This window comes from Streptomyces sp. SS7 (assembly GCF_037993025.1).
In the GTDB taxonomy this organism is placed as follows: domain Bacteria; phylum Actinomycetota; class Actinomycetes; order Streptomycetales; family Streptomycetaceae; genus Streptomyces.
Genome location: NZ_CP141223.1, coordinates 7,881,129 through 7,898,027 on the forward strand (window position 1 = coordinate 7,881,129; position 16,899 = coordinate 7,898,027).

Annotated in this window: 22 protein-coding genes and 1 pseudogene; 19 read left to right on the top strand and 4 right to left on the bottom strand. The window is 73.1% G+C overall.

The window, feature by feature from the left end; genetic code table 11:
- Position 1 precedes the first annotated feature (1 nt).
- On the bottom strand, positions 2-205 hold the full coding sequence (locus U5640_RS36150) for a DUF1918 domain-containing protein (protein WP_340382228.1): 204 nt from the start codon (positions 203-205) through the stop codon (positions 2-4).
- 153 nt (positions 206-358) lie between these two features.
- Positions 359-1,273 (bottom strand): DMT family transporter, encoded by a 915-nt coding sequence (locus tag U5640_RS36155; protein ID WP_340382230.1) that lies wholly within the window; start codon positions 1,271-1,273, stop codon positions 359-361.
- Here U5640_RS36155 and U5640_RS36160 point away from each other — a divergent pair.
- The 5 genes and pseudogenes from U5640_RS36160 (at position 1,272) to U5640_RS36180 (ending at position 7,782) form a co-directional block, all read left to right on the top strand.
- Entirely contained in the window at positions 1,272-2,723 is a 1,452-nt protein-coding gene (locus tag U5640_RS36160; protein ID WP_340382232.1) for a PLP-dependent aminotransferase family protein, read from the top strand. The two genes, U5640_RS36155 and U5640_RS36160, sit on opposite strands and share 2 nt — an antisense overlap.
- A 27-nt stretch (positions 2,724-2,750) precedes the next feature.
- Positions 2,751-3,203: a GNAT family N-acetyltransferase gene (locus U5640_RS36165; protein WP_340382234.1), complete on the top strand. Its 453-nt coding sequence runs from the start codon at positions 2,751-2,753 to the stop codon at positions 3,201-3,203.
- A gap of 178 nt (positions 3,204-3,381) precedes the next feature.
- Positions 3,382-3,975: a histidine phosphatase family protein gene (locus U5640_RS36170; protein ID WP_340382236.1), complete on the top strand. Its 594-nt coding sequence runs from the start codon at positions 3,382-3,384 to the stop codon at positions 3,973-3,975.
- 260 nt (positions 3,976-4,235) lie between these two features.
- Positions 4,236-6,194: pseudogene (locus U5640_RS36175) on the top strand (alpha-L-arabinofuranosidase C-terminal domain-containing protein); the annotation flags it as partial.
- A 40-nt stretch (positions 6,195-6,234) separates the two neighbouring features.
- A complete protein-coding gene (locus U5640_RS36180) occupies positions 6,235-7,782 on the top strand; it encodes a recombinase family protein (RefSeq protein WP_340382238.1) in 1,548 nt (515 codons plus the stop codon).
- Here U5640_RS36180 and U5640_RS36185 read toward each other — a convergent pair.
- Together U5640_RS36185 and U5640_RS36190 are read right to left on the bottom strand one after the other, a co-directional pair.
- Entirely contained in the window at positions 7,761-8,030 is a 270-nt protein-coding gene (locus tag U5640_RS36185) for a hypothetical protein (protein WP_340382240.1), read from the bottom strand. The two genes, U5640_RS36180 and U5640_RS36185, sit on opposite strands and share 22 nt — an antisense overlap.
- Positions 8,031-8,283: 253 nt before the next feature.
- The gene (locus U5640_RS36190; protein WP_340382242.1) at positions 8,284-8,799 is read right to left on the bottom strand and encodes a hypothetical protein; all 516 of its coding nucleotides are present in this window, start codon (positions 8,797-8,799) and stop codon (positions 8,284-8,286) included.
- A gap of 168 nt (positions 8,800-8,967) precedes the next feature.
- Here U5640_RS36190 and U5640_RS36195 point away from each other — a divergent pair, with 168 nt between their 5' ends.
- The 14 genes from U5640_RS36195 to U5640_RS36260 all read left to right on the top strand — a co-directional run bounded on the left by U5640_RS36195 (position 8,968) and on the right by U5640_RS36260 (position 16,887).
- The gene (locus tag U5640_RS36195; RefSeq protein WP_340382244.1) at positions 8,968-9,204 is read left to right on the top strand and encodes a helix-turn-helix transcriptional regulator; all 237 of its coding nucleotides are present in this window, start codon (positions 8,968-8,970) and stop codon (positions 9,202-9,204) included.
- Positions 9,201-9,374: a hypothetical protein gene (locus U5640_RS36200; protein ID WP_340382246.1), complete on the top strand. Its 174-nt coding sequence runs from the start codon at positions 9,201-9,203 to the stop codon at positions 9,372-9,374. The genes U5640_RS36195 and U5640_RS36200 overlap by 4 nt, the downstream gene beginning before the upstream one ends.
- Positions 9,375-9,465: 91 nt before the next feature.
- Positions 9,466-10,479 (top strand): hypothetical protein, encoded by a 1,014-nt coding sequence (locus tag U5640_RS36205; protein ID WP_340382248.1) that lies wholly within the window; start codon positions 9,466-9,468, stop codon positions 10,477-10,479.
- Positions 10,472-10,900, top strand: coding sequence for a hypothetical protein (locus tag U5640_RS36210; RefSeq protein ID WP_340382254.1), 429 nt, complete (start codon positions 10,472-10,474; stop codon positions 10,898-10,900). Before U5640_RS36205 ends, U5640_RS36210 begins: the two co-directional genes overlap by 8 nt.
- The gene (locus tag U5640_RS36215) at positions 10,897-11,409 is read left to right on the top strand and encodes a hypothetical protein (RefSeq protein WP_340382256.1); all 513 of its coding nucleotides are present in this window, start codon (positions 10,897-10,899) and stop codon (positions 11,407-11,409) included. The genes U5640_RS36210 and U5640_RS36215 overlap by 4 nt, the downstream gene beginning before the upstream one ends.
- A 277-nt stretch (positions 11,410-11,686) precedes the next feature.
- Positions 11,687-11,878, top strand: a complete 192-nt coding sequence (locus tag U5640_RS36220) for a hypothetical protein (RefSeq protein ID WP_340382258.1) — start codon at positions 11,687-11,689, stop codon at positions 11,876-11,878.
- A gap of 83 nt (positions 11,879-11,961) precedes the next feature.
- Positions 11,962-12,600 (top strand): hypothetical protein, encoded by a 639-nt coding sequence (locus tag U5640_RS36225; protein WP_340382260.1) that lies wholly within the window; start codon positions 11,962-11,964, stop codon positions 12,598-12,600.
- Positions 12,597-13,361, top strand: a complete 765-nt coding sequence (locus tag U5640_RS36230; protein WP_340382262.1) for a hypothetical protein — start codon at positions 12,597-12,599, stop codon at positions 13,359-13,361. The genes U5640_RS36225 and U5640_RS36230 overlap by 4 nt, the downstream gene beginning before the upstream one ends.
- Positions 13,358-13,567 (top strand): hypothetical protein, encoded by a 210-nt coding sequence (locus U5640_RS36235; RefSeq protein WP_340382264.1) that lies wholly within the window; start codon positions 13,358-13,360, stop codon positions 13,565-13,567. Before U5640_RS36230 ends, U5640_RS36235 begins: the two co-directional genes overlap by 4 nt.
- The gene (locus U5640_RS36240) at positions 13,564-14,142 is read left to right on the top strand and encodes a hypothetical protein (protein WP_340382266.1); all 579 of its coding nucleotides are present in this window, start codon (positions 13,564-13,566) and stop codon (positions 14,140-14,142) included. Before U5640_RS36235 ends, U5640_RS36240 begins: the two co-directional genes overlap by 4 nt.
- 215 nt (positions 14,143-14,357) lie before the next feature.
- Complete coding sequence (locus U5640_RS36245) at positions 14,358-14,603, top strand: hypothetical protein (protein WP_340382268.1); 246 nt, start codon at positions 14,358-14,360, stop codon at positions 14,601-14,603.
- Complete coding sequence (locus tag U5640_RS36250) at positions 14,600-15,082, top strand: hypothetical protein (RefSeq protein WP_340382270.1); 483 nt, start codon at positions 14,600-14,602, stop codon at positions 15,080-15,082. Before U5640_RS36245 ends, U5640_RS36250 begins: the two co-directional genes overlap by 4 nt.
- Complete coding sequence (locus U5640_RS36255) at positions 15,079-15,339, top strand: hypothetical protein (protein ID WP_340382272.1); 261 nt, start codon at positions 15,079-15,081, stop codon at positions 15,337-15,339. The genes U5640_RS36250 and U5640_RS36255 overlap by 4 nt, the downstream gene beginning before the upstream one ends.
- Before the next feature lie 6 nt (positions 15,340-15,345).
- On the top strand, positions 15,346-16,887 hold the full coding sequence (locus U5640_RS36260) for a hypothetical protein (RefSeq protein WP_340382274.1): 1,542 nt from the start codon (positions 15,346-15,348) through the stop codon (positions 16,885-16,887).
- Positions 16,888-16,899 lie beyond the last annotated feature (12 nt).

A 16,899-nucleotide genomic window follows, 5' to 3' on the forward strand; every position in this document is an offset into this window, starting at 1 on the left:
CCTACCGGCGTTCCTCGGACGTGGTCCGGTGCCTGATCTCGGTGTCCGGGCCGGGTGAGCACACGCCCACGTGCCCGTCGGTGAAGCGGACGCGGAACGGCGGGTTGCCGTCCTGGCCCAGTACTTCGACGATCTCGCCGACCTTGTCGTGTTGGCCGACCACCCTGCCGTGCTGGACAAACTGGTCGCCCGCGGTTGCACGCATCTGCGGGGCCTCCTCGCCGTGTGGAAGGGAGCGGTGGTCCGTGGTGTCGCTTCCCGTGCCTGCCTCCCGGCTCGCCGCCGGGACGGAGCGGACCCGGCCCGGTGCTGTGACCGGAAAGGTTCACCGGCTCGCCGAACCTTTCCGCGCACGGCACTAGCTCCGCGCCCGCTGGGTGACGGCGATGCAGACCAGCACCGCAGCCGCGGTCAGCGGTGCGGCGGGCGTCAGGTGTTCGCCCAGCAGCAGCACCGACCACACCAGTGTGAGCAGCGGCTGCGCCAACTGCAACTGGCTGGCCTTCGGGATGCCGATGGCCGCCATGCCCCGGTACCAGACGACCAGGCCGAGGAACTGCGAGCCGGCCGCCACCCACACCAGCCCGGCCACGCTGTGCGCGGTCAGCGCGACCGGCTCGTGGGCCAGGGCGACGGCGGCGGCGGGCACCCCGAGCGGCAGGCAGAGGACCAGCGCCCAGCCGATCACCTGCCAGCCCGGCATCACCCGGGCCAGCCGGCCGCCCTCCGTGTAGCCGGCCGCGCACACCAGCAGCGCACCGAACAGGTAGAGATCGGCGCCGGACAGCGCCCCGCCGCTCTGCTGCACGGTGAACGCCGCCACCGCGGCGGCCCCCGCGAGCGCCGCCGTCCAGAAGGTGCGCGAGGGCCGGGTTCCCATGCGCAGGGCGGACAGCAGCGCGGTGGTCAGCGGCAGCAGACCGACGACGACGGCGGCATGGGCGGTGGTGGAGGTCCGTAGCGCGAGGGTGGTCAGCAGCGGGAAACCGACCACCACCCCGCCGGCCACCACCGCGAGTCCCGCCCAGTGCCGCCGCTCGGGCACCGGGACGCGCAGCGCCAGCAGACACCCGCCCGCGATCACCGCGGCCAGCACACTGCGCACGGCCACCAGCGACCAGGGGCCGAAGCCCTCCAGTCCCCAGGCCGTCGCGGGGAAGGTGAGGGAGAAGGCGACGACCCCGAGGGCCGCCTGGAGGGTGCCGAGGCCCCGGGTGGGCGAGGTGCTGACCGCTATCGAAGGAGATGCGGTAGCGCTACTCTGTGTCTTCATGCAAGAGCGTAGCAGTGTGGCTGAACTGGCAGATCGCCTCCGAACCGAGTTGGACCGCTACTCTCCCGGCGGAAAGCTCCCCTCCAGCCGGGCGCTGGTCGAACGGTTCCGGGTGAGCCCCGTGACCGTCTCGCGGGCGCTCGCCCAACTGGCCGCCGAGGGACTGGTGGTGACCCGGCCCGGCGCCGGCGCGTTCCGGGCCCGGCCCCGCCCCGCGGCCACCCCGGCCGGGGACACCTCCTGGCAGGAGGTCGCCCTGAGCGCGGACGGCGCCGCCGACCGCGTGCCGCGCTCGGTCGACGCCACGGGCGTCACCGTCTCCCTGGCGGTCCCGCCGCCGGGTGTCGTCGAGTTCAACGGCGGCTATCTGCACCCCTCGCTGCAGCCCGAGCGTGCCCTGTCCGACGCCCTGGCCCGCGCCGGACGCCGGCCCGGCGCCTGGGGGCGGCCCCCGATGGAGGGTCTGCCGGAACTGCGGGAGTGGTTCGCCCGCACCATCGGCGGGGGCGTCGGCGCGGCCGAGGTGCTGGTCAGCGCCGGCGGCCAGGCGGCGCTCACCACCGCTCTGCGCGCCCTCGCCCCGCCCGGCGCGCCGGTCCTCGTCGAGTCCCCGACCTACCCGGGCATGCTCGCCATCGCCCGCTCGGCGGGTCTGCGCCCGGTTCCGGTGCCCGTCGACGCCGACGGCGTGCGACCTGAGCTGCTCGCCGACGCCTTCCGGGCCACCGGCGCCCGGGTGTTCGTCTGCCAGCCGCTGTTCCAGAACCCGACCGGCGCCGTCCTCGCCCCCGCCCGGCGCGGCGAGGTCCTCCGCATCGCACGGGAGGCGGGCGCCTTCGTCGTCGAGGACGACTTCGTGCGCCGGCTCGCCCACGAGGACGCGGGCCCCCTGCCGCGCCCGCTCGCCGCCGACGACCCCGACGGAGTCGTCGTCCACGTCGGCTCGCTCACCAAGGCGACCTCGCCCAGCTTCCGGGTGTGCGCCCTCGCCGCGCGCGGACCGGTGCTGGAACGACTGCGCGCGATCCAGGTCGTCGACACCTTCTTCGTGCCCCGGCCGCTCCAGGAGGCGGCCCTGGAACTCGTCGGCTCGCCCGCCTGGCCGCGCCATCTGCGGACCGTCGCCGCCGAACTCCGCGCCCGCCGGGACGCGATGACCTCGGCACTCCGGCTGCGCCTGCCCGAACTCGCCCTCCCGCACATCCCGTCCGGCGGCTACCACCTGTGGCTGCGGCTGCCCGACGGCGCGGAGGAGAGCGTGTTCACGGCCGCGGCCCTGCGCGCCGGTGTCGCCCTGACCCCCGGCCGCCCGTACTTCAGCGCCGAACCCCCGGCCGCCCACGTCCGGCTGAGCTTCGCGGCCGTCGCGGGCACCCAGGAGATCGCGGAAGGGGTACGACGGCTGCGCGCGGCCTGCGACGAGACGCTTCCGGCAAATCGTTCGACATGAGGCGCGGCGCGCTGTGAGGATCCGGCCATGAACGCCGCCCCACCCCTCGCCGAGGGCTACGAGATCTCCGCCGACCCCGCCCGCATCGACGCCGGGCGCGTCCACCGCTGGCTGTCCACCGACGCGTACTGGGCGCTCGGGCGCGAGCGGGAGCGACAGGACCGGGCGATCGCCGCCTCGCTGAACTTCGGGGTCTACGACCGGGCCACGGGCGAGCAGGTCGCCTACGCGCGCGTGGTCACCGACCTCGCGACCTTCGCCTGGCTGTGCGACGTCTACGTGGACCCGGTGGCGCGCGGCAGGGGCATCGGGACCGCGCTCGTCGCCGCCGTACGCGACCACCTGCTGCCGCACGGACTGCGCCGCATCCTGCTCGCCACGCAGGACGCCCACGGGGTGTACGAGAAGGTCGGCTTCGAGGCGCTGGAGGAGCCGGACCGGTGGATGGCGCTGATCTACGCGAAGCTCGGCCTGGCGTGAGGCCCGCGCGGGGCCTGCGCGGCCGCACCCCGTGCGGGGTCTGCGCCAAGTGCGGCAGGCCTGCGCGAGACTCGTTTTCTCAGGACTTGTCCGGCACCGCCCGACCCGTCGGCAAGAATTCCGGTGCCGGTCGCCCGGCCCCCTTGACCTGCGCAGGTGCTCGGCTCACCATCACCGCATGCCACTACGGGTGACGTTCGTCGCAGCCGCGCGCAGCTCGCCCCTGCTCGCGGAGCGCTTCGAGGACGACCGGCCGCTGGACCAGGCGGGCTGGGACGAGGTGCAGCGGGTGGTCCCCGACCTCCTGCCCCTCGCCGCCGCCGAGCTGCGCTACTGCTCGCCCACGCCCAGCAGCCGGACCACCGGTGACGCCCTCGGCTACGCCCCGCTGGTGCAACTCGCCCTGCGCGACTGTGCCATGGGCCGCTGGCGGGGCCTGACCCTGGGCGAGGCGATGGCCCGTGAGCCGGCCGCCGTCGACGCCTGGCTGGCGGACCCGCTGGCCACTCCGCACGGGGGCGAGTCCCTGCTGGACTTCATCACCCGCGTGGGCGACTGGCTCGACACCCGCCCGCTCGGGGACGGCGACCGGATCGTGGCGGTCGCCGAGCCCGGTGTGATCCGCGCGGCGGTGGTCTACGCGCTCAAGGCGCCGCCGTCGACGTACTGGAACATCGATGTGCGCCCGCTGTCGACGACCACCGTCACCGGCCGGGGCGGGCGCTGGAACCTGCGTCTGGAAGGGGCGTCGGCTCAGCCCACGCGCGCGTAGTCCGCGCTGAGCGGCGGCTCCTCCGCGCGCGGCCCGGCCGGTGGCGCGGAAGGCCCTCCTCGACGGCGTCCGTGCGGCGACGACGAGGGCGTCCGTGCGGCGACGACACACGCGGACGCCCCATTGACGCGCTCATGCCCCATCTCTATGTTGCCGTTCGAAGTGTTGATCAGTGTTCGTTATTTCGAACCGTGCGACTCGGGTGGCGCCCCTCTGATCCGCCACCCCCGCACCCCGACCTCCAGAGCCGCGGAGCGTACATGCCACGCACCACCCGCAACCGTCTGAGACTCGCCCTCGGGGCAAGCGCTTTCCTCCTGGCCGCCGGCGGAGTCCCCGCCCTCCCCGCCCACGCCGCCGACACCACCGACTACACCCTCACCGTCGACCCCGCCGCCAAGGGCGCGAAGATCGACGACACCATGTACGGCGTCTTCTTCGAGGACATCAACCGGGCCGCCGACGGCGGTCTGTACGCCGAACTGGTGCAGAACCGGTCCTTCGAGTACACGACCGTCGACAACCGCTCGTACACCCCGCTGACCTCCTGGACGGTCTCCGGCTCGGCGAACGTCGTGAACGACGACGGCCGGCTCAACGACCGCAACCGCTCCTACCTCTCCCTGGGCGCCGGTTCCTCCGTCACCAACGCCGGCTACAACACCGGGGTGCGCGTCCAGGAGGGCGAGAGGTACGACTTCTCGGTGTGGGCCCGCGCCGCGGCCGGTACGGCGCTCACCGTCTCCCTCCAGGACGCCGACGGCGCCCTCGCCACCGCCCGCCGGGTCGCCGTGCGCACGGGCGGCTGGGCGAAGTACCGGGCCACCTTCACCGCCACCCGCACCAGCAGTACCGGCCGGCTGACCGTGGCGTCCTCGGAGGCGGCCGCGCTCGACATGGTGTCGCTGTTCCCGCGTGACACCTACCGGCACGAGCCCAACGGCCTGCGCAAGGACCTCGCCGAGAAGATCGCCGCCCTGCACCCGGGCTTCGTCCGCTTCCCCGGCGGCTGCCTGGTCAACACCGGCTCCATGCAGGACTACAGCGAGGCCTCGGGCTGGCAGCGCGCCCGCTCCTACCAGTGGAAGGACACCGTCGGCCCGGTCGAGGAACGGGCCACGAACTCCAACTTCTGGGGCTACAACCAGAGTTACGGACTCGGTTACTACGAGTACTTCCGCCTCGCCGAGGACATCGGCGCGATGCCGCTGCCCGTCGTCCCGGCCCTGGTCACCGGCTGCGGCCAGGACAGGGCCGTCGTCGACGACGCGCTGCTCAAGCGGCACGTCCAGGACACCCTCGACCTCATCGAGTTCGCCAACGGCCCGGTGACCTCCACCTGGGGCGGGCTGCGCGCGAGGATGGGCCACCCGAAGCCCTTCCACCTCACCCACATCGAGGTCGGCAACGAGGAGAACCTGCCCAACGAGTTCTTCGCCCGCTTCAAGGAGTTCCGCGCCGCGATCGAGGCCAGGTACCCCGGCATCACGGTGATCTCCAACTCCGGCCCGGACGACGCCGGTTCCACCTTCGACAAGGCCTGGCAGCTGAACCGGGACGCCAAGGTCGCCATGGTCGACGAGCACTACTACAACAGCCCGCAGTGGTTCCTGCAGAACAACGACCGCTACGACTCCTACGACCGCGGCGGCTCGAAGGTCTTCCTCGGCGAGTACGCCTCCTGGGGCAACGCCTTCAAGAACGGCCTCGCCGAAGCCGCGTTCATGACCGGCCTGGAACGCAACGCCGACGTCGTGAAACTCGCCTCCTACGCCCCGCTGTTCGCCAACGAGGACTACGTCCAGTGGAGCCCGGACATGGTGTGGTTCAACAACCACGCCTCCTGGAACTCGGCCAACTACGAGGTCCAGAAGCTGTTCATGACCAACGTCGGCGACCGGGTCGTCCCCTCCACGGCCACCGGCACGCCCTCCCTCCAGGGCCCGATCAGCGGCGCGGTGGGCCTGTCGACGTGGGCGACGACGGCCGCCTACGACGAGGTGAAGGTCACGGACGCGGACGGCGCCACGCTCCTCACCGACGACTTCTCGGGCGACGCCTCGCAGTGGACCCACACCGGCGGCGGCAAGTGGTCCCTCCAGGACGGGCAGTACGTCCAGACCGACGTGGCCGCCGAGAACACCATGGTCTCCGCCGGTGACGTGCGCTGGCACGACTACGACCTGCACGTGAAGGCCACCAAGAAGGCCGGGAAGGACACGCTTTCCTAGGGGTGGCTACTCCGGCCATACTGGCCGGGTGATACGGAACATCGACGGCGCGCAGGTCAGCGCGCGCGAGTACCGGCGTCTGTCGGACGCCAAGGGCGGCACGAGCCTGGACCGGCAGGGCGACAACAACAGCGTCGCCGCGGATACGAACGGCTGGACGCTCGGCGAGCCCTACATCGACGACGGCCTGTCCGCGAGCCGCTACGCGCGCAAGAGGCGCGACGACTTCGAGCGCCTGGTGGGCGATCTCAGTAGCGGTCCCACGGGCCGCGCGAGCGCCTTCGGCGCGGACGTGCTCATGCTGTGGGAGTCCTCCCGAGGATCCCGCAAGGTCGGCGAGTGGGTGTCCTTCATCGAGCTGTGCGAGGAGAAGCAGGTCCTGATCTGGGTCACCACCCATGAGCGGCTCTACGACCCGCGCAACGGCCGGGACCGCAAGTCCCTGCTCGAAGACGCCGTCGACTCGGAGTACGAGTCGTACAAGACCCACACCCGCGTCTCCGGCACCACGGCGTTCGAGGCCCGCAGAGGCCGGCCCCACGGCAAGGCGCCGTACGGGCTGAAGCCGGTCTACGATCCGGCCACCGGTGACCTCGACACCTGGGTCGAAGACCCGCAGACGTCGGGGCCGGTGAAGGAGCTGTTCCGCCTCCTGGAGGAGGGCAACAGCCTCGCAGAGGTCGAGCGGCTGTTCCTCAAGGCCGGATACGCCAACCGTTCCGGCCGCCCGTTCAGCCGGGAGTACCTGAGGATCATGGCCCTCAGGCACGCCTACGCCGGTCTGCGCTACCACAAAGGGCAGGTCCACAACGGGGCATGGGACGGCATCGTGTCCCCAGACCGGTTCTGGACCGTCCGCCGCACGCTGACCGCCGCCTCCCGCAAGACCACACGCGGCGGCCGCGCCCTGCACGAACTCACCGGGAACCTGTGGTGCCCTGAGTGCCAGAGCCCCTGCTGGAACGGCCTCACCCGCCGGCAGCGCGGCCGCGGTCCCACCTACCGGTGCAAGAACGGATGCGTCAGCGTCCAGAAGCAGCCCGTCGACGACTACATCATCGGCACCCGCGACGAGCCCGGAGCCATGATGGAGTACCTGGCACGCCCCGACATCTACCAGCTGCTGGTGGCGCCCGACGTGGACGAGGCCGAGGTGCGCGAGGTCCAGGCCCGGCTGGCCCAGGAGCGGGCCGAACTCGACGAGATGGAGCAGGCGACGGCCAGCACGCTGGCTCAGGTCGAGGTCCTGAGCCGCTCGATCGCCGCCAAGCGCGCCACCGTAAGCGAGCTCGAGGAACGTGAGCGGGAGCTGACGCTGCCCTCCATCGTCCTCAGGTTCATCGGGGCCGGCCGCAACGTGTGGGACGTCTGGGACAAGGCGCCCGTCAGCGCCCGCCGGGAACTGGTACGTACCGTCCTCAGCGAGCGCGGCCTGGGCAAGGTCTACATCCGCCGGGCGCTGAGGAACGGCCCCAACCAGCCCGTCATCGAGCGGCTCGACTTCCGCAACAGCCCGAATCCGGCCACCGAGGCCGCGCCCGAGGACCAGCGCGGTCAGTCGCGGCTGGCCGACTGAGGAAGCCACCGCAGCACTCCGGAGTGGCCCGCCGCGCAGCCCGGCGGACACTGCGTGTGAGATGAACGTTTCTTCGGTGCCGGGACGCCTGCCGTGTGCTGGGGAGCGCGGGCGGCCGGGATGAGCGTCAGGTGCACTTCGGGGTGAGGCTCCGCGGGCTCCTCGTCCTCGCCGAGGAGTTCGAACTGCGCTGCGGCGAGCTGGGCGAGGACCTCGTCAGCACTGCCCTGCGCGTCATCATCGACCACGCGGCCCGGATCCGTCGGTGCCGCTCTGGGACTGCCGGCCTTGGCGCTCCGCCACGGCCGGCGCAGATCGGCCGGCCCAAGAACTGTTACCGAAAGTAGCGCCCCCAGCGCCATCGCTGCGACCACCTGAGCAAGGCTGATCACCCTGAAGACCCCCCAGTCTCATATCGATGACATATGCACTGAGTGATCAGCTTGTTACGGATATGGCTTGAATTGGATAGTGCAATAACGTTTCGTGACTGAAACGTGACTAACCGGCGCGACTGCGGGGCGGCGCGTTCGACCCGTCGGCCGCTGGGGGCCTGCCTCGGCGGCGCTCCTGGATGATCTCCTGCGCCCGCCTGAGTGTCGCGGCCATGTCCGCGGGCGACATCTCGCGCCCCTCGGCGAGCGACGCCAGGATGCCGGCCAGCATCTCCAGCTCGCGCGGCGACATGCCTTCGGGTTCGCCGCTGTAGGCGTCGGGCTGGGTGCGGAGGATCTCCCGAAGGATCTCTGCAGCTTCCGGCCTGCCGGCTTCCTCGAGCCTCTCGGGGGTCACCCCGACTGCGTGCGCCATGTGGGCAAGCGTCTTGTCCGGCGCGCGGACGGGCTTGGGTGGGTTCCTGCGTTCGTATCCGTTCTCGATCTGGCGCCATCGCGCGCCGCTCAATCTGATCGGCAGGAGCGCCGCAGCTTCCTCCGGGCTCAGTCCCCGAGCTTGCCGCGCAACCCGGATCAGGACCGCCTCGGCTGGCGGCTGTAGCTCCTGGCCTGCTGAGCTCACGGTGGCTCCCATTCGGTTAGGTCAACTCCAGCAAACTTCAGTGAACTTTACTGAACTTGCGCAGGTGGCGCGCCAGCGCCGCGAATCGCTCGGGGAAGCTTGCCATCACTTCAAGAAGCCAATCCAAGAGACTTGAAGTTTTCTAAAGTCTTCTAGTAGCTTCTGGCCATGAGTACACGGCTGAACCAAGACCCGGCTCGCCTGCGCCGTAAGCGGGTCGAGGCTGGGCTGACCCAGAAGGACCTGGCGCAGCGCGTGGGGGTCACCAAGGGCCATATGTCGCTGGTCGAGAGTGGTCGTCGGGGTGCCTCCCCGGACCTCCTGAAGCGGCTGGCGGCTGTCCTCGACTGCGCCGTAGCCGACCTGATGCCGCCGGTCCTGAGTCTTTCCGGGAGCGCGGCGTGACGCGGGAGGAGCGGCGGGAGTCGATCCGCCGCCTGGTCTACGCGGCACCGGTGCTGCCGGCCGAGGACATCGACCACGTGCGTCGGCTCCTCCCCGGCCTGCGTCGCCCCGCACCGGCCGCGCCGACGGCCGGTCTGCCCGCGCCGAGCACGGGTACGGCGGCCGCCTGACCACACAGTTCGGGGCCGCGCCCGGCTGGACCCCGGAACGCGACCCCTCGGCGCACCACACCCCAAAGACCAACCCCAGGAGTGGAGAACCGTGACCACAGCATCCCAGAAGAACCCTGGTGCTTTGTCCTCGCAGCCCCCGCACGCCGGGCCGGGGCCCGTCGTGAAGGCCGTGGCCGCGCTGCTCGACGCGGAACTCGACAGGGCCGTCGCTACCGGCAGCGCCGTGACCGGCGAGCGTCTCGCGCAGGTCGAGGCCGACGCCGGAGTCCTGGTCGACCCGCAGTACGCGCAGGACATCGCGGCGGCCGCGCACGCCGAGGACGCCGCGGAGATCGCCGAGCGCGGCCGCCAGGTCGCCCTCCTCGCCGACGAGCAGCGCAAGCTCAACGCGGTACTGCGTCTCCTCGAGGGCCGCCCGGGCACCTACATGCTCCCCGTGGCCGAGATCGCCGCGGCCGCCGAGTACGGCACCACCCCGCTCGACCACTTCCCGATGCCGCTCACCTGGCGCCCCGAGGACGGGGTGGACACCCCGGGCCCGGGCGACACCGGGAGGCGGGCGATCATCCGGGCCCGGTCCGCACACGGGCAGCTCGCCCACCTGGTAGTCGAGGGCGACGACCGCGCCCGCCTCGCCAGCCTGGTCGGCGCCGAGACCGCGCAGGCACAGGCCGCCTGCCCCACCAACGGGTGCGGCACCGACGCCGACTACGACCCCGTCGACATGCACGGCTGGGCGCGCCTCGAAGTCGCCGGCATCGAGGACGACCGCCCCCGCTGGTACTGCTCGCCGACGTGCGTCTCGGACGCGCTCACCCGCGCCGGCGAGGAGCTCGCCGCCGCCGACCGGGTGGCCGCCGGCGACCCCGACGAGCAGGGCTGGGCCACCGCCGTCGACGCGGGCACGGCGCAGGCCCTCGAGGCAGAAGCGCGGACGTACCCGGAGGCGGTCATCGACCACCGCTACGGGGACCCTCTGGCGTACGGGCCGTCCGGCATCCCCTGCGGCTGCGGCAAGCCCGCGCACTCCAGCCTCGTCCCCTGCCAGCCCGACGACGAGACGGCCGACGCCGCAGCCCGATCGGCGGTGTCCGGTGAGTGACAACGCCGTACACACCCCGCTGGAGGCCATCGAGGCCCTGGAGTCGGCCACGTTCCGCATGGGCCAGGCCCTGCGCCAGGTCCTGGCCGAGCACCCCGGCCTGCCGATACGCACCTTCCACCCCTCCGTACGCGTCGACGGCTACCTCGACGAGCAGGCGAGGGCGCGCGCCTCGGTGGAGATCAGCGCCCGCGACGTCAACGGCGTGGAGGCCTGGGCCAAAGCACTCGGCGGTGAGCCCGAGTACCGCACCCACACGGTCCCGAACCGGCCGTTCCTGCACGCCGACCTGACGGTGACGCTCGGCGGGACCGCGGTGCGGATCTACGGCACCCGGCCCCTGACCGACGCAGAGACGGCGGCTCTGCCCGCCGAGCAGCAGGCCGATGCCGACGCAGAAGCGGGCGGTGAGGCGCGGTGACCGCCGTCGAGGGGATGGCCGGTACGGCAGGGAAGAGCACCTGGGGCAGCAGTCTGCTGCCGGTGGGCGATGCCACCCTCGCCGCGCGGCCGCGCGACCACTACGCCGCCGCCGTGCTCGCCGAGCTCGACGAGATCGACTTCACGCCGGACAGGATGGAGACCGGCACCGGCCACGAGCCCGAGGGCGGGCGGGAGCTGTTCTTACGGCTGGAGTGGCTGCCCGGGCACGACGGCCTGGCCGTGCCCGCGGTGCGGGCCGAGGGACTGACGCTGGAGTGGTCGCACATCGCGGGCTGGCTGGTCCGCTCCGGTCCGGACGTGAACGCGCCCAAGGTCGCGCGGATCGCGGACCCGCCGGTCGTCGCGCACCTGGCGGTGCACGCCTCGGTGTGCGGGATCCGCTGCGGCTGCGACAAGCCCGACGGCACCGCCCGCTGGACGGGCGCCGACCGTCTCACCGCAGCCCTGGACGCCTACGACGAGGACGCGGGGGTGACGCTCCGATGATCTGGCTCCTCGCTCTCGTGGCCGTGCTCCTGGCCGTCCTTGTGTTCCTCGGCGTCGACGACACCCGACGGGCACGGCGCCGCGTGCCCGTCGTCCGGCAGCGCCCGCCCCGGGTGCCGTACCTGCCCGAGACCGCCGGCGGCTCGTGGCAGCCGGAGTTCCACCTCAACCGCGGCCGCCGCGTCCGTGCCGCACGTGCCTACGGCCGCTACCGCGTCCAGAGCCCCACCCCGCCGCCCGGCTCGCCGGGCCCTGTCCCCCCGCCGGAGGAGATGCGATGCCGACCCGTCCCGGACTCGTCGCCGACGCCACGACCGCCGTCCTCGCTGCCGTCCTCGCCGACGAACTCCGCCTGGAGGAAGGCGAGCTGAAGAGGATCGCCGCCCGACAGGCCGAGGCCCTGCGCAAGGCCGGCTTCCACGTCACGGTGCCCGCTACCACGCTCGCCGCCGCCCGCCGTACCGCCTGACCGCACCTCACCGAGCCCCGGGTGGGCGGGACGTGCCTGAACCCGTCCCGCCCGCCCGGCCACCAACCACCTGAAGGACCGCAATGCACCGCCCTGCCGTACACCGCCGCGACCCGCGGCTGGAGATCCTCACCGAAGGCATCGAGGACGTCATCCCCGGGGCCACACCGGCGTATCTGACCGTCACGGTCACCGAGACCTTCCCCGGCGCTCCGGGCCCCGACGGCGGGCCCCGGACGAACACCTGGACCGGCACCCCGGAGGGCCTGGCCCAGCGCCAGTTCACCCGCCTGTACGGTCGCCCCCGTACCGGGGAGCCGCGCTCCCCGCTCGCCCAGGCCGAGGACGCCAAGCGCGCCCGGGACATCCTCGGCGAGGTCGGCGCGCTCATGTCGGCCGGTGCCGCGCTGGAGTCCGCGCCCTGGTACCCGTGCCGTCCCGGCGACATCGTCCACCTCCACTACGAGGCCGTGGGTGACGTGCCCCTCATCCCGGCCCGCGGTGAGACGTACATCGTCGGCGACGCCGGCGACGGCCTGATGAGCCTGCGCCTGCTCGCCTCCAGCGCGCCGCCCACCGGCGAGACCGGTGACGGGGAGGCCGGCTGTTTCGCCTCCGAGGCCGCCGACTGCCCCGTCTACGAGATGTGGTTCGAGGCGGGCCCGCACCGGCTGACGATCGTCCGTGACGGCCGCCCCGTCCACATCGGGGGTGCCCGATGAGGTACAACCTCGCGCCGGTGAACGCGCCGTGGTTCGAGCACCTCGCCGACAGCGTCGACGCCCTCGGCGAGGCCGCCCGGGAATGGAAGCTCGCCCACCAGGCGGCCGGGCTCGCGCACGAGCAGACGGACCCGATGCGCCGCATCCTGCACGACGGCAAGGTGACCGGCCAGCCCGGCCCGGAAGCGGTCGGCTTCAACGCCAAGCCGTTCACCCGCACCCCGCACTGTGCCGCTGTGTTCGAGCTGCAGCGCATCTACATGGAAGCCAAGCACCACACGCGCGCCGAGTACGGGCATGCCGCCCTCCTCTACGCGTCGGGCGCGGCCTGGGCGATCCGCGCGGTGCGCGCCGGCGAGCAGCCCGCACGCGTCGTCTTCGGCGTCGAGACCGAGGGCGACAACGGTCAGCGTGAGCTCGTCCCGGACGATCTCCGCCTCGACGCCGGGCTCGACGCCTTCGACGCCGACCGCTACAGCAAGGCGGACAAGCTGAGAGCCGCGTGCGCGCGGCTCACGGAATGCCTCGGCGCGGGCGAGATGGCCGCGGCGATCGGCGACCAGGAGTACGTCAGCGAACGCGACGACGCCGACGCCGCCGAGGCCTGGGCGATCGCCGAGGGCGGCCCAGATGCCGCCTACGCGTACGGCCATCTCCTGCGCGAGGCCCTCGGCTTCGTTCTCCTCGGCCCCCGCGACGCCCACCGCAGGCAGCTCGCCGAGCAGCGCGCCGCCCAGGAGCAGAAAGAGGACCAGGGATGAGCGCCGTCGACCAGGACGCCGCCGGCCGCCCGCGTTTCCCCTACGCCGAGGGTGACGACCCGTACGCCGACTCACCGGACGCCGGGAACGACAGCGCGTGCGACTGCCACGGCGCCTGGCACGCGATGTTCCAGCACTGCGTGGACTGGCCCTGCCCTGGCTGCGAAGACCTCTGCCCGCTCCAGGCGCCGGAGGTGGCGCAGTGACGCGCGCGGACCGGCGCACGCTGGTGCGCCAGCTGCGCGCGGAGGGCCTGAGCCAGCGCGCCATCGCGAAGCGACTGGACATCGGGAAGGACACCGTGCGCCGCGACCTGGAGGCCGACAGCCGCGAGAGCGGGCCGGATGATGCGCCGCAGGATGCGCCGCCGTCGCCGGATGCGCCGCAGGTCAGCGCGGCCGACCCGGCCGGGCCCGCGCCGCAGGATGCGCCGTCCGTTGAGCCGGTCGGCGCCGGTGCGCCGGACAGTCCTGCGCCGGGTGCGCCACTGGCGCAGTTGCCGCGCCGGGTGTCGGCCGAGCGGATCGAGATCGACCCGCGCCGACGGCCGGGACTGAGCCGGGACCTGGCCGTTCTGGCCGCCGCCGGGTTCGACCACGAGGAGGCCATCGACTTCGCGGTGCGCGCGCTGGCCATGGGCTACAAGCAGGGCATCGAGGACGGGGAGATCCGGCCCGGCCGGTTCCTGGTCCTGGGCATGAGAGTCGCCCCGGAGCGCCGGGGCCCGGCCGTCCCGCGTAGGCCCCAGGCCGCCCCGGCCGCCTCCGTAGAGGGGGCCTGAAAGCCGGTCCGGCCGCCGGGCCGCTCACCCCCTACGCCGCTGGCGGCCGGACCACCCCATCCGATCGAACGTCTGTACGGAGGCTCGTCGTGTATCGCATCTGGCTCCTGATCTCCGCCGCCGTCCTGGCCACGGTCCTCGGCTGCGGCCCGACCGCCACGGCGGCCGGACCCGGTCAGGCCGCCGTGGCCACGCCCGCCAAGGGCTGACCGGCCGTGGCCGAGCGGTGGCGGCCGGCCGCCGAGCTCTTCGGCCTCCACGTCGACAGCGGCCGCTACAGGTACGACCGCCTGCACGACCGCCTGCACTGGACCCGGCTGCCGGTGGCGACGTTCACCTGCCGCTGCGGCTACGAGCACAAAGCCGTCGGCGCCGCCGACGTCGCATACCTGACCTCACACCTCGACGAGTTCCACGCCCGGAGCTGTCCCGGGCCCAACCGGAAGGACCCCACCGCATGAAGCCCATACACACCCCCGCCCCGGCCGCACCGGCTCCGGGCGGACCCCGCCCGGCCCGCGCGGCCTCGCCGGTGCCGGTGGTGCGTGAACCGTTCGACCGGCACGCGTGGGAGGCCGAGGTCATCGCCTCGAGCCTGCACCGCGCGACCCGGCACATCGCGTTCGTCCTGGCCCACTTCGCCGGTGACACCGGCTACCTGCCGCCGGGCGGCCCGCAGCACCTGGAGCTGCTGACCGCGGCGACCGGCCACAACGAGCGCAACTGCCGCCTGTCGCTGCAGCAGCTGGAGAACGCCCGGTTCATCTCCCGCCCGCCGGTCGGCTCCTGGAAGGAGCACCGGGTGCGGCCGGTAACGCTGACGATGCCCCCGGACGGCTTCCGCTACCGGCCGCACGGCCAGGACGCCAGCCAGGACCGGCTGGATGGCGCCGGCGCGCGGCGTACGGAGCCCGCCCATCCGGGCCGGGCCGCCTCATGAGCGGCCCCCAGGCGCCCGGGCAGGTCCCGGGGCAGTTACCGCTGCTCCCGGCCGACCCGCCCCGCTGGGGCGGCCCCGCCGCCGTCCCCGCCGGACCCATCAAGACCCGCAACCGCATCGAGTTCGCCGTCCGCTGCGACGGCGAGAGCGGCTGCGGCATGGTCCACCGCCACATCAGCCCCGGTGTACGCACCGCCCCCTGCGGCGCCACCTACACCGTGCGCGACCCCGACGAGCCCGCCGCCGACACGAGTTAGGACCCCGTGACCCACCTGCCCGAGGCCTCCGCCGAGCCCCGCCGCACCCGCGGCGGGGCCGGTGGTGCTGCCCGCGGACAGTGGGTCACCTACCCCCTGCGCCTGGTCCTCGACGCCGACGCCTACGCCGACGCCGACACGAAGGTGTACGGCAAGGTGGCTGCCCTGTCGCGGCGCCGCCTGTGCGAGGCCGGCGTCGACAAGCTCGCGCAGTACACCGGCCTGAGCCCGTCGACCGTGGAGAAGTCGTTGGGCCGCCTGTCGAGGCCCGCGCCGAGCGACGGTGTCACCGAGCTGACCCGCCGCCAGCGCAGCTACGAGGGCACCGGCAAGGGGCGGACGACCGCGCGCACCTGCCGCGCCCTCGACGCCGGCGAGCGGTACGTGTCCGCCCCGGTCCTGGCCGCCGACACCCTGCGCGGCACCCTGCACCGCCTGTACCTCCTCCTGCGCTACACCGAGATCGTCGAGCACCGGCAGCTGACCCTCGCCGAGATGGCGTGGGTGCTGCGCCACCGCACCGGCAAGCGCGCCGGCACCCCGCTCGCCGAGGCCGTCGTCTCCCGGCTCCTCGACGAGCTCGCGGGGCTCGGCTGGATCGCCGTCGACCGGCGCGCCGGGTACCGCGGCCGCCACCTGGTCCAGGTCCTTGACCACCCGGTCCACCCCGTCGAGGAGCCGCAGGCCACTCCCGATGATGAGGGCGGGGCGGCTCCCGATCTTGAGGGCGGGGCGCTCGCGTATAAGGAAGACCAGGCACTGACTGACCTGGAGAACAGTCCGCCCACCGCCGTCTTGGGTATCCGCCGTAGGCGACCTACCCCAGCCAGCGCGCGTGAGCACGACCTGGTCGTGGACACGTTCGGGCGCCGGACCGGCCTCGACCTCACCCCGGCCGCATGGCGCGCCGTGTGGCAGGTCCTCGACCCCGTCCGCGAGGAGCTGACCCGGCTGACCGGCTGGGAGTGGGACCGCGTCGTCGCCGACGTCCTCGCCCAGCTCGCCGACGGACAGCGACCCGAGCGACTCGCCGACCGACTTCAGCGCCGCTGCACCCCCATGCGGGCCCTCGGCCCCGGCTACGAACAGTGGCTCGCCAGCCAGGGCGTACGGCCCGAGGAGCGGTTCCGGTCGTTCTCCCGCTGGCTGCTCGGCGCAGGCCTCATCCGCCGCGGCTGCCAGGACCCCGACTGCGAGAGCGGCACCGTCTGGTCGACCGGCACCGACTGCCCGGTGTGCGTGCTGCGCCGCGAGCAGGACGGCGCCCGGGCCCGCCTCGACGCCGAGCTCGACGAGCGGGAACGTCAGATCGCCGCACACCGCGCCCAGACGCCCGCACAGCGGCCCGGGCCACCGCCACCGGCCACGCGCCCCTCACGCCCCAGGGAAGCGCCCCCGAGCGCCCCCCTGGGCCATGTGGGCGGCCCCGCAGCAGCGGGCGGCTGGAGAGCACTCGTCGCCCGCGAGCGCCCCGAGGCCGCAGCCCGCGCCTACAAGGACCGCTGGACCGGCGACCACGCCCACCACCTCCACCCCGACACCGCCTGAAGGAACCCCGCC

Bases quoted from the DNA above. Each gene is read 5' to 3' on its own strand.
- U5640_RS36150 (WP_340382228.1), bottom strand. From the start codon at position 205: ATGCGTGCAACCGCGGGCGACCAGTTTGTCCAGCACGGCAGGGTGGTC.
- U5640_RS36160 (WP_340382232.1), top strand. From the start codon at position 1,272: ATGCAAGAGCGTAGCAGTGTGGCTGAACTGGCAGATCGCCTCCGAACC.
- U5640_RS36155 (WP_340382230.1), bottom strand. From the start codon at position 1,273: ATGAAGACACAGAGTAGCGCTACCGCATCTCCTTCGATAGCGGTCAGC.
- U5640_RS36165 (WP_340382234.1), top strand. From the start codon at position 2,751: ATGAACGCCGCCCCACCCCTCGCCGAGGGCTACGAGATCTCCGCCGAC.
- U5640_RS36170 (WP_340382236.1), top strand. From the start codon at position 3,382: ATGCCACTACGGGTGACGTTCGTCGCAGCCGCGCGCAGCTCGCCCCTG.
- U5640_RS36195 (WP_340382244.1), top strand. From the start codon at position 8,968: ATGAGTACACGGCTGAACCAAGACCCGGCTCGCCTGCGCCGTAAGCGG.
- U5640_RS36220 (WP_340382258.1), top strand. From the start codon at position 11,687: ATGCCGACCCGTCCCGGACTCGTCGCCGACGCCACGACCGCCGTCCTC.
- U5640_RS36225 (WP_340382260.1), top strand. From the start codon at position 11,962: ATGCACCGCCCTGCCGTACACCGCCGCGACCCGCGGCTGGAGATCCTC.
- U5640_RS36230 (WP_340382262.1), top strand. From the start codon at position 12,597: ATGAGGTACAACCTCGCGCCGGTGAACGCGCCGTGGTTCGAGCACCTC.
- U5640_RS36235 (WP_340382264.1), top strand. From the start codon at position 13,358: ATGAGCGCCGTCGACCAGGACGCCGCCGGCCGCCCGCGTTTCCCCTAC.
- U5640_RS36250 (WP_340382270.1), top strand. From the start codon at position 14,600: ATGAAGCCCATACACACCCCCGCCCCGGCCGCACCGGCTCCGGGCGGA.
- U5640_RS36255 (WP_340382272.1), top strand. From the start codon at position 15,079: ATGAGCGGCCCCCAGGCGCCCGGGCAGGTCCCGGGGCAGTTACCGCTG.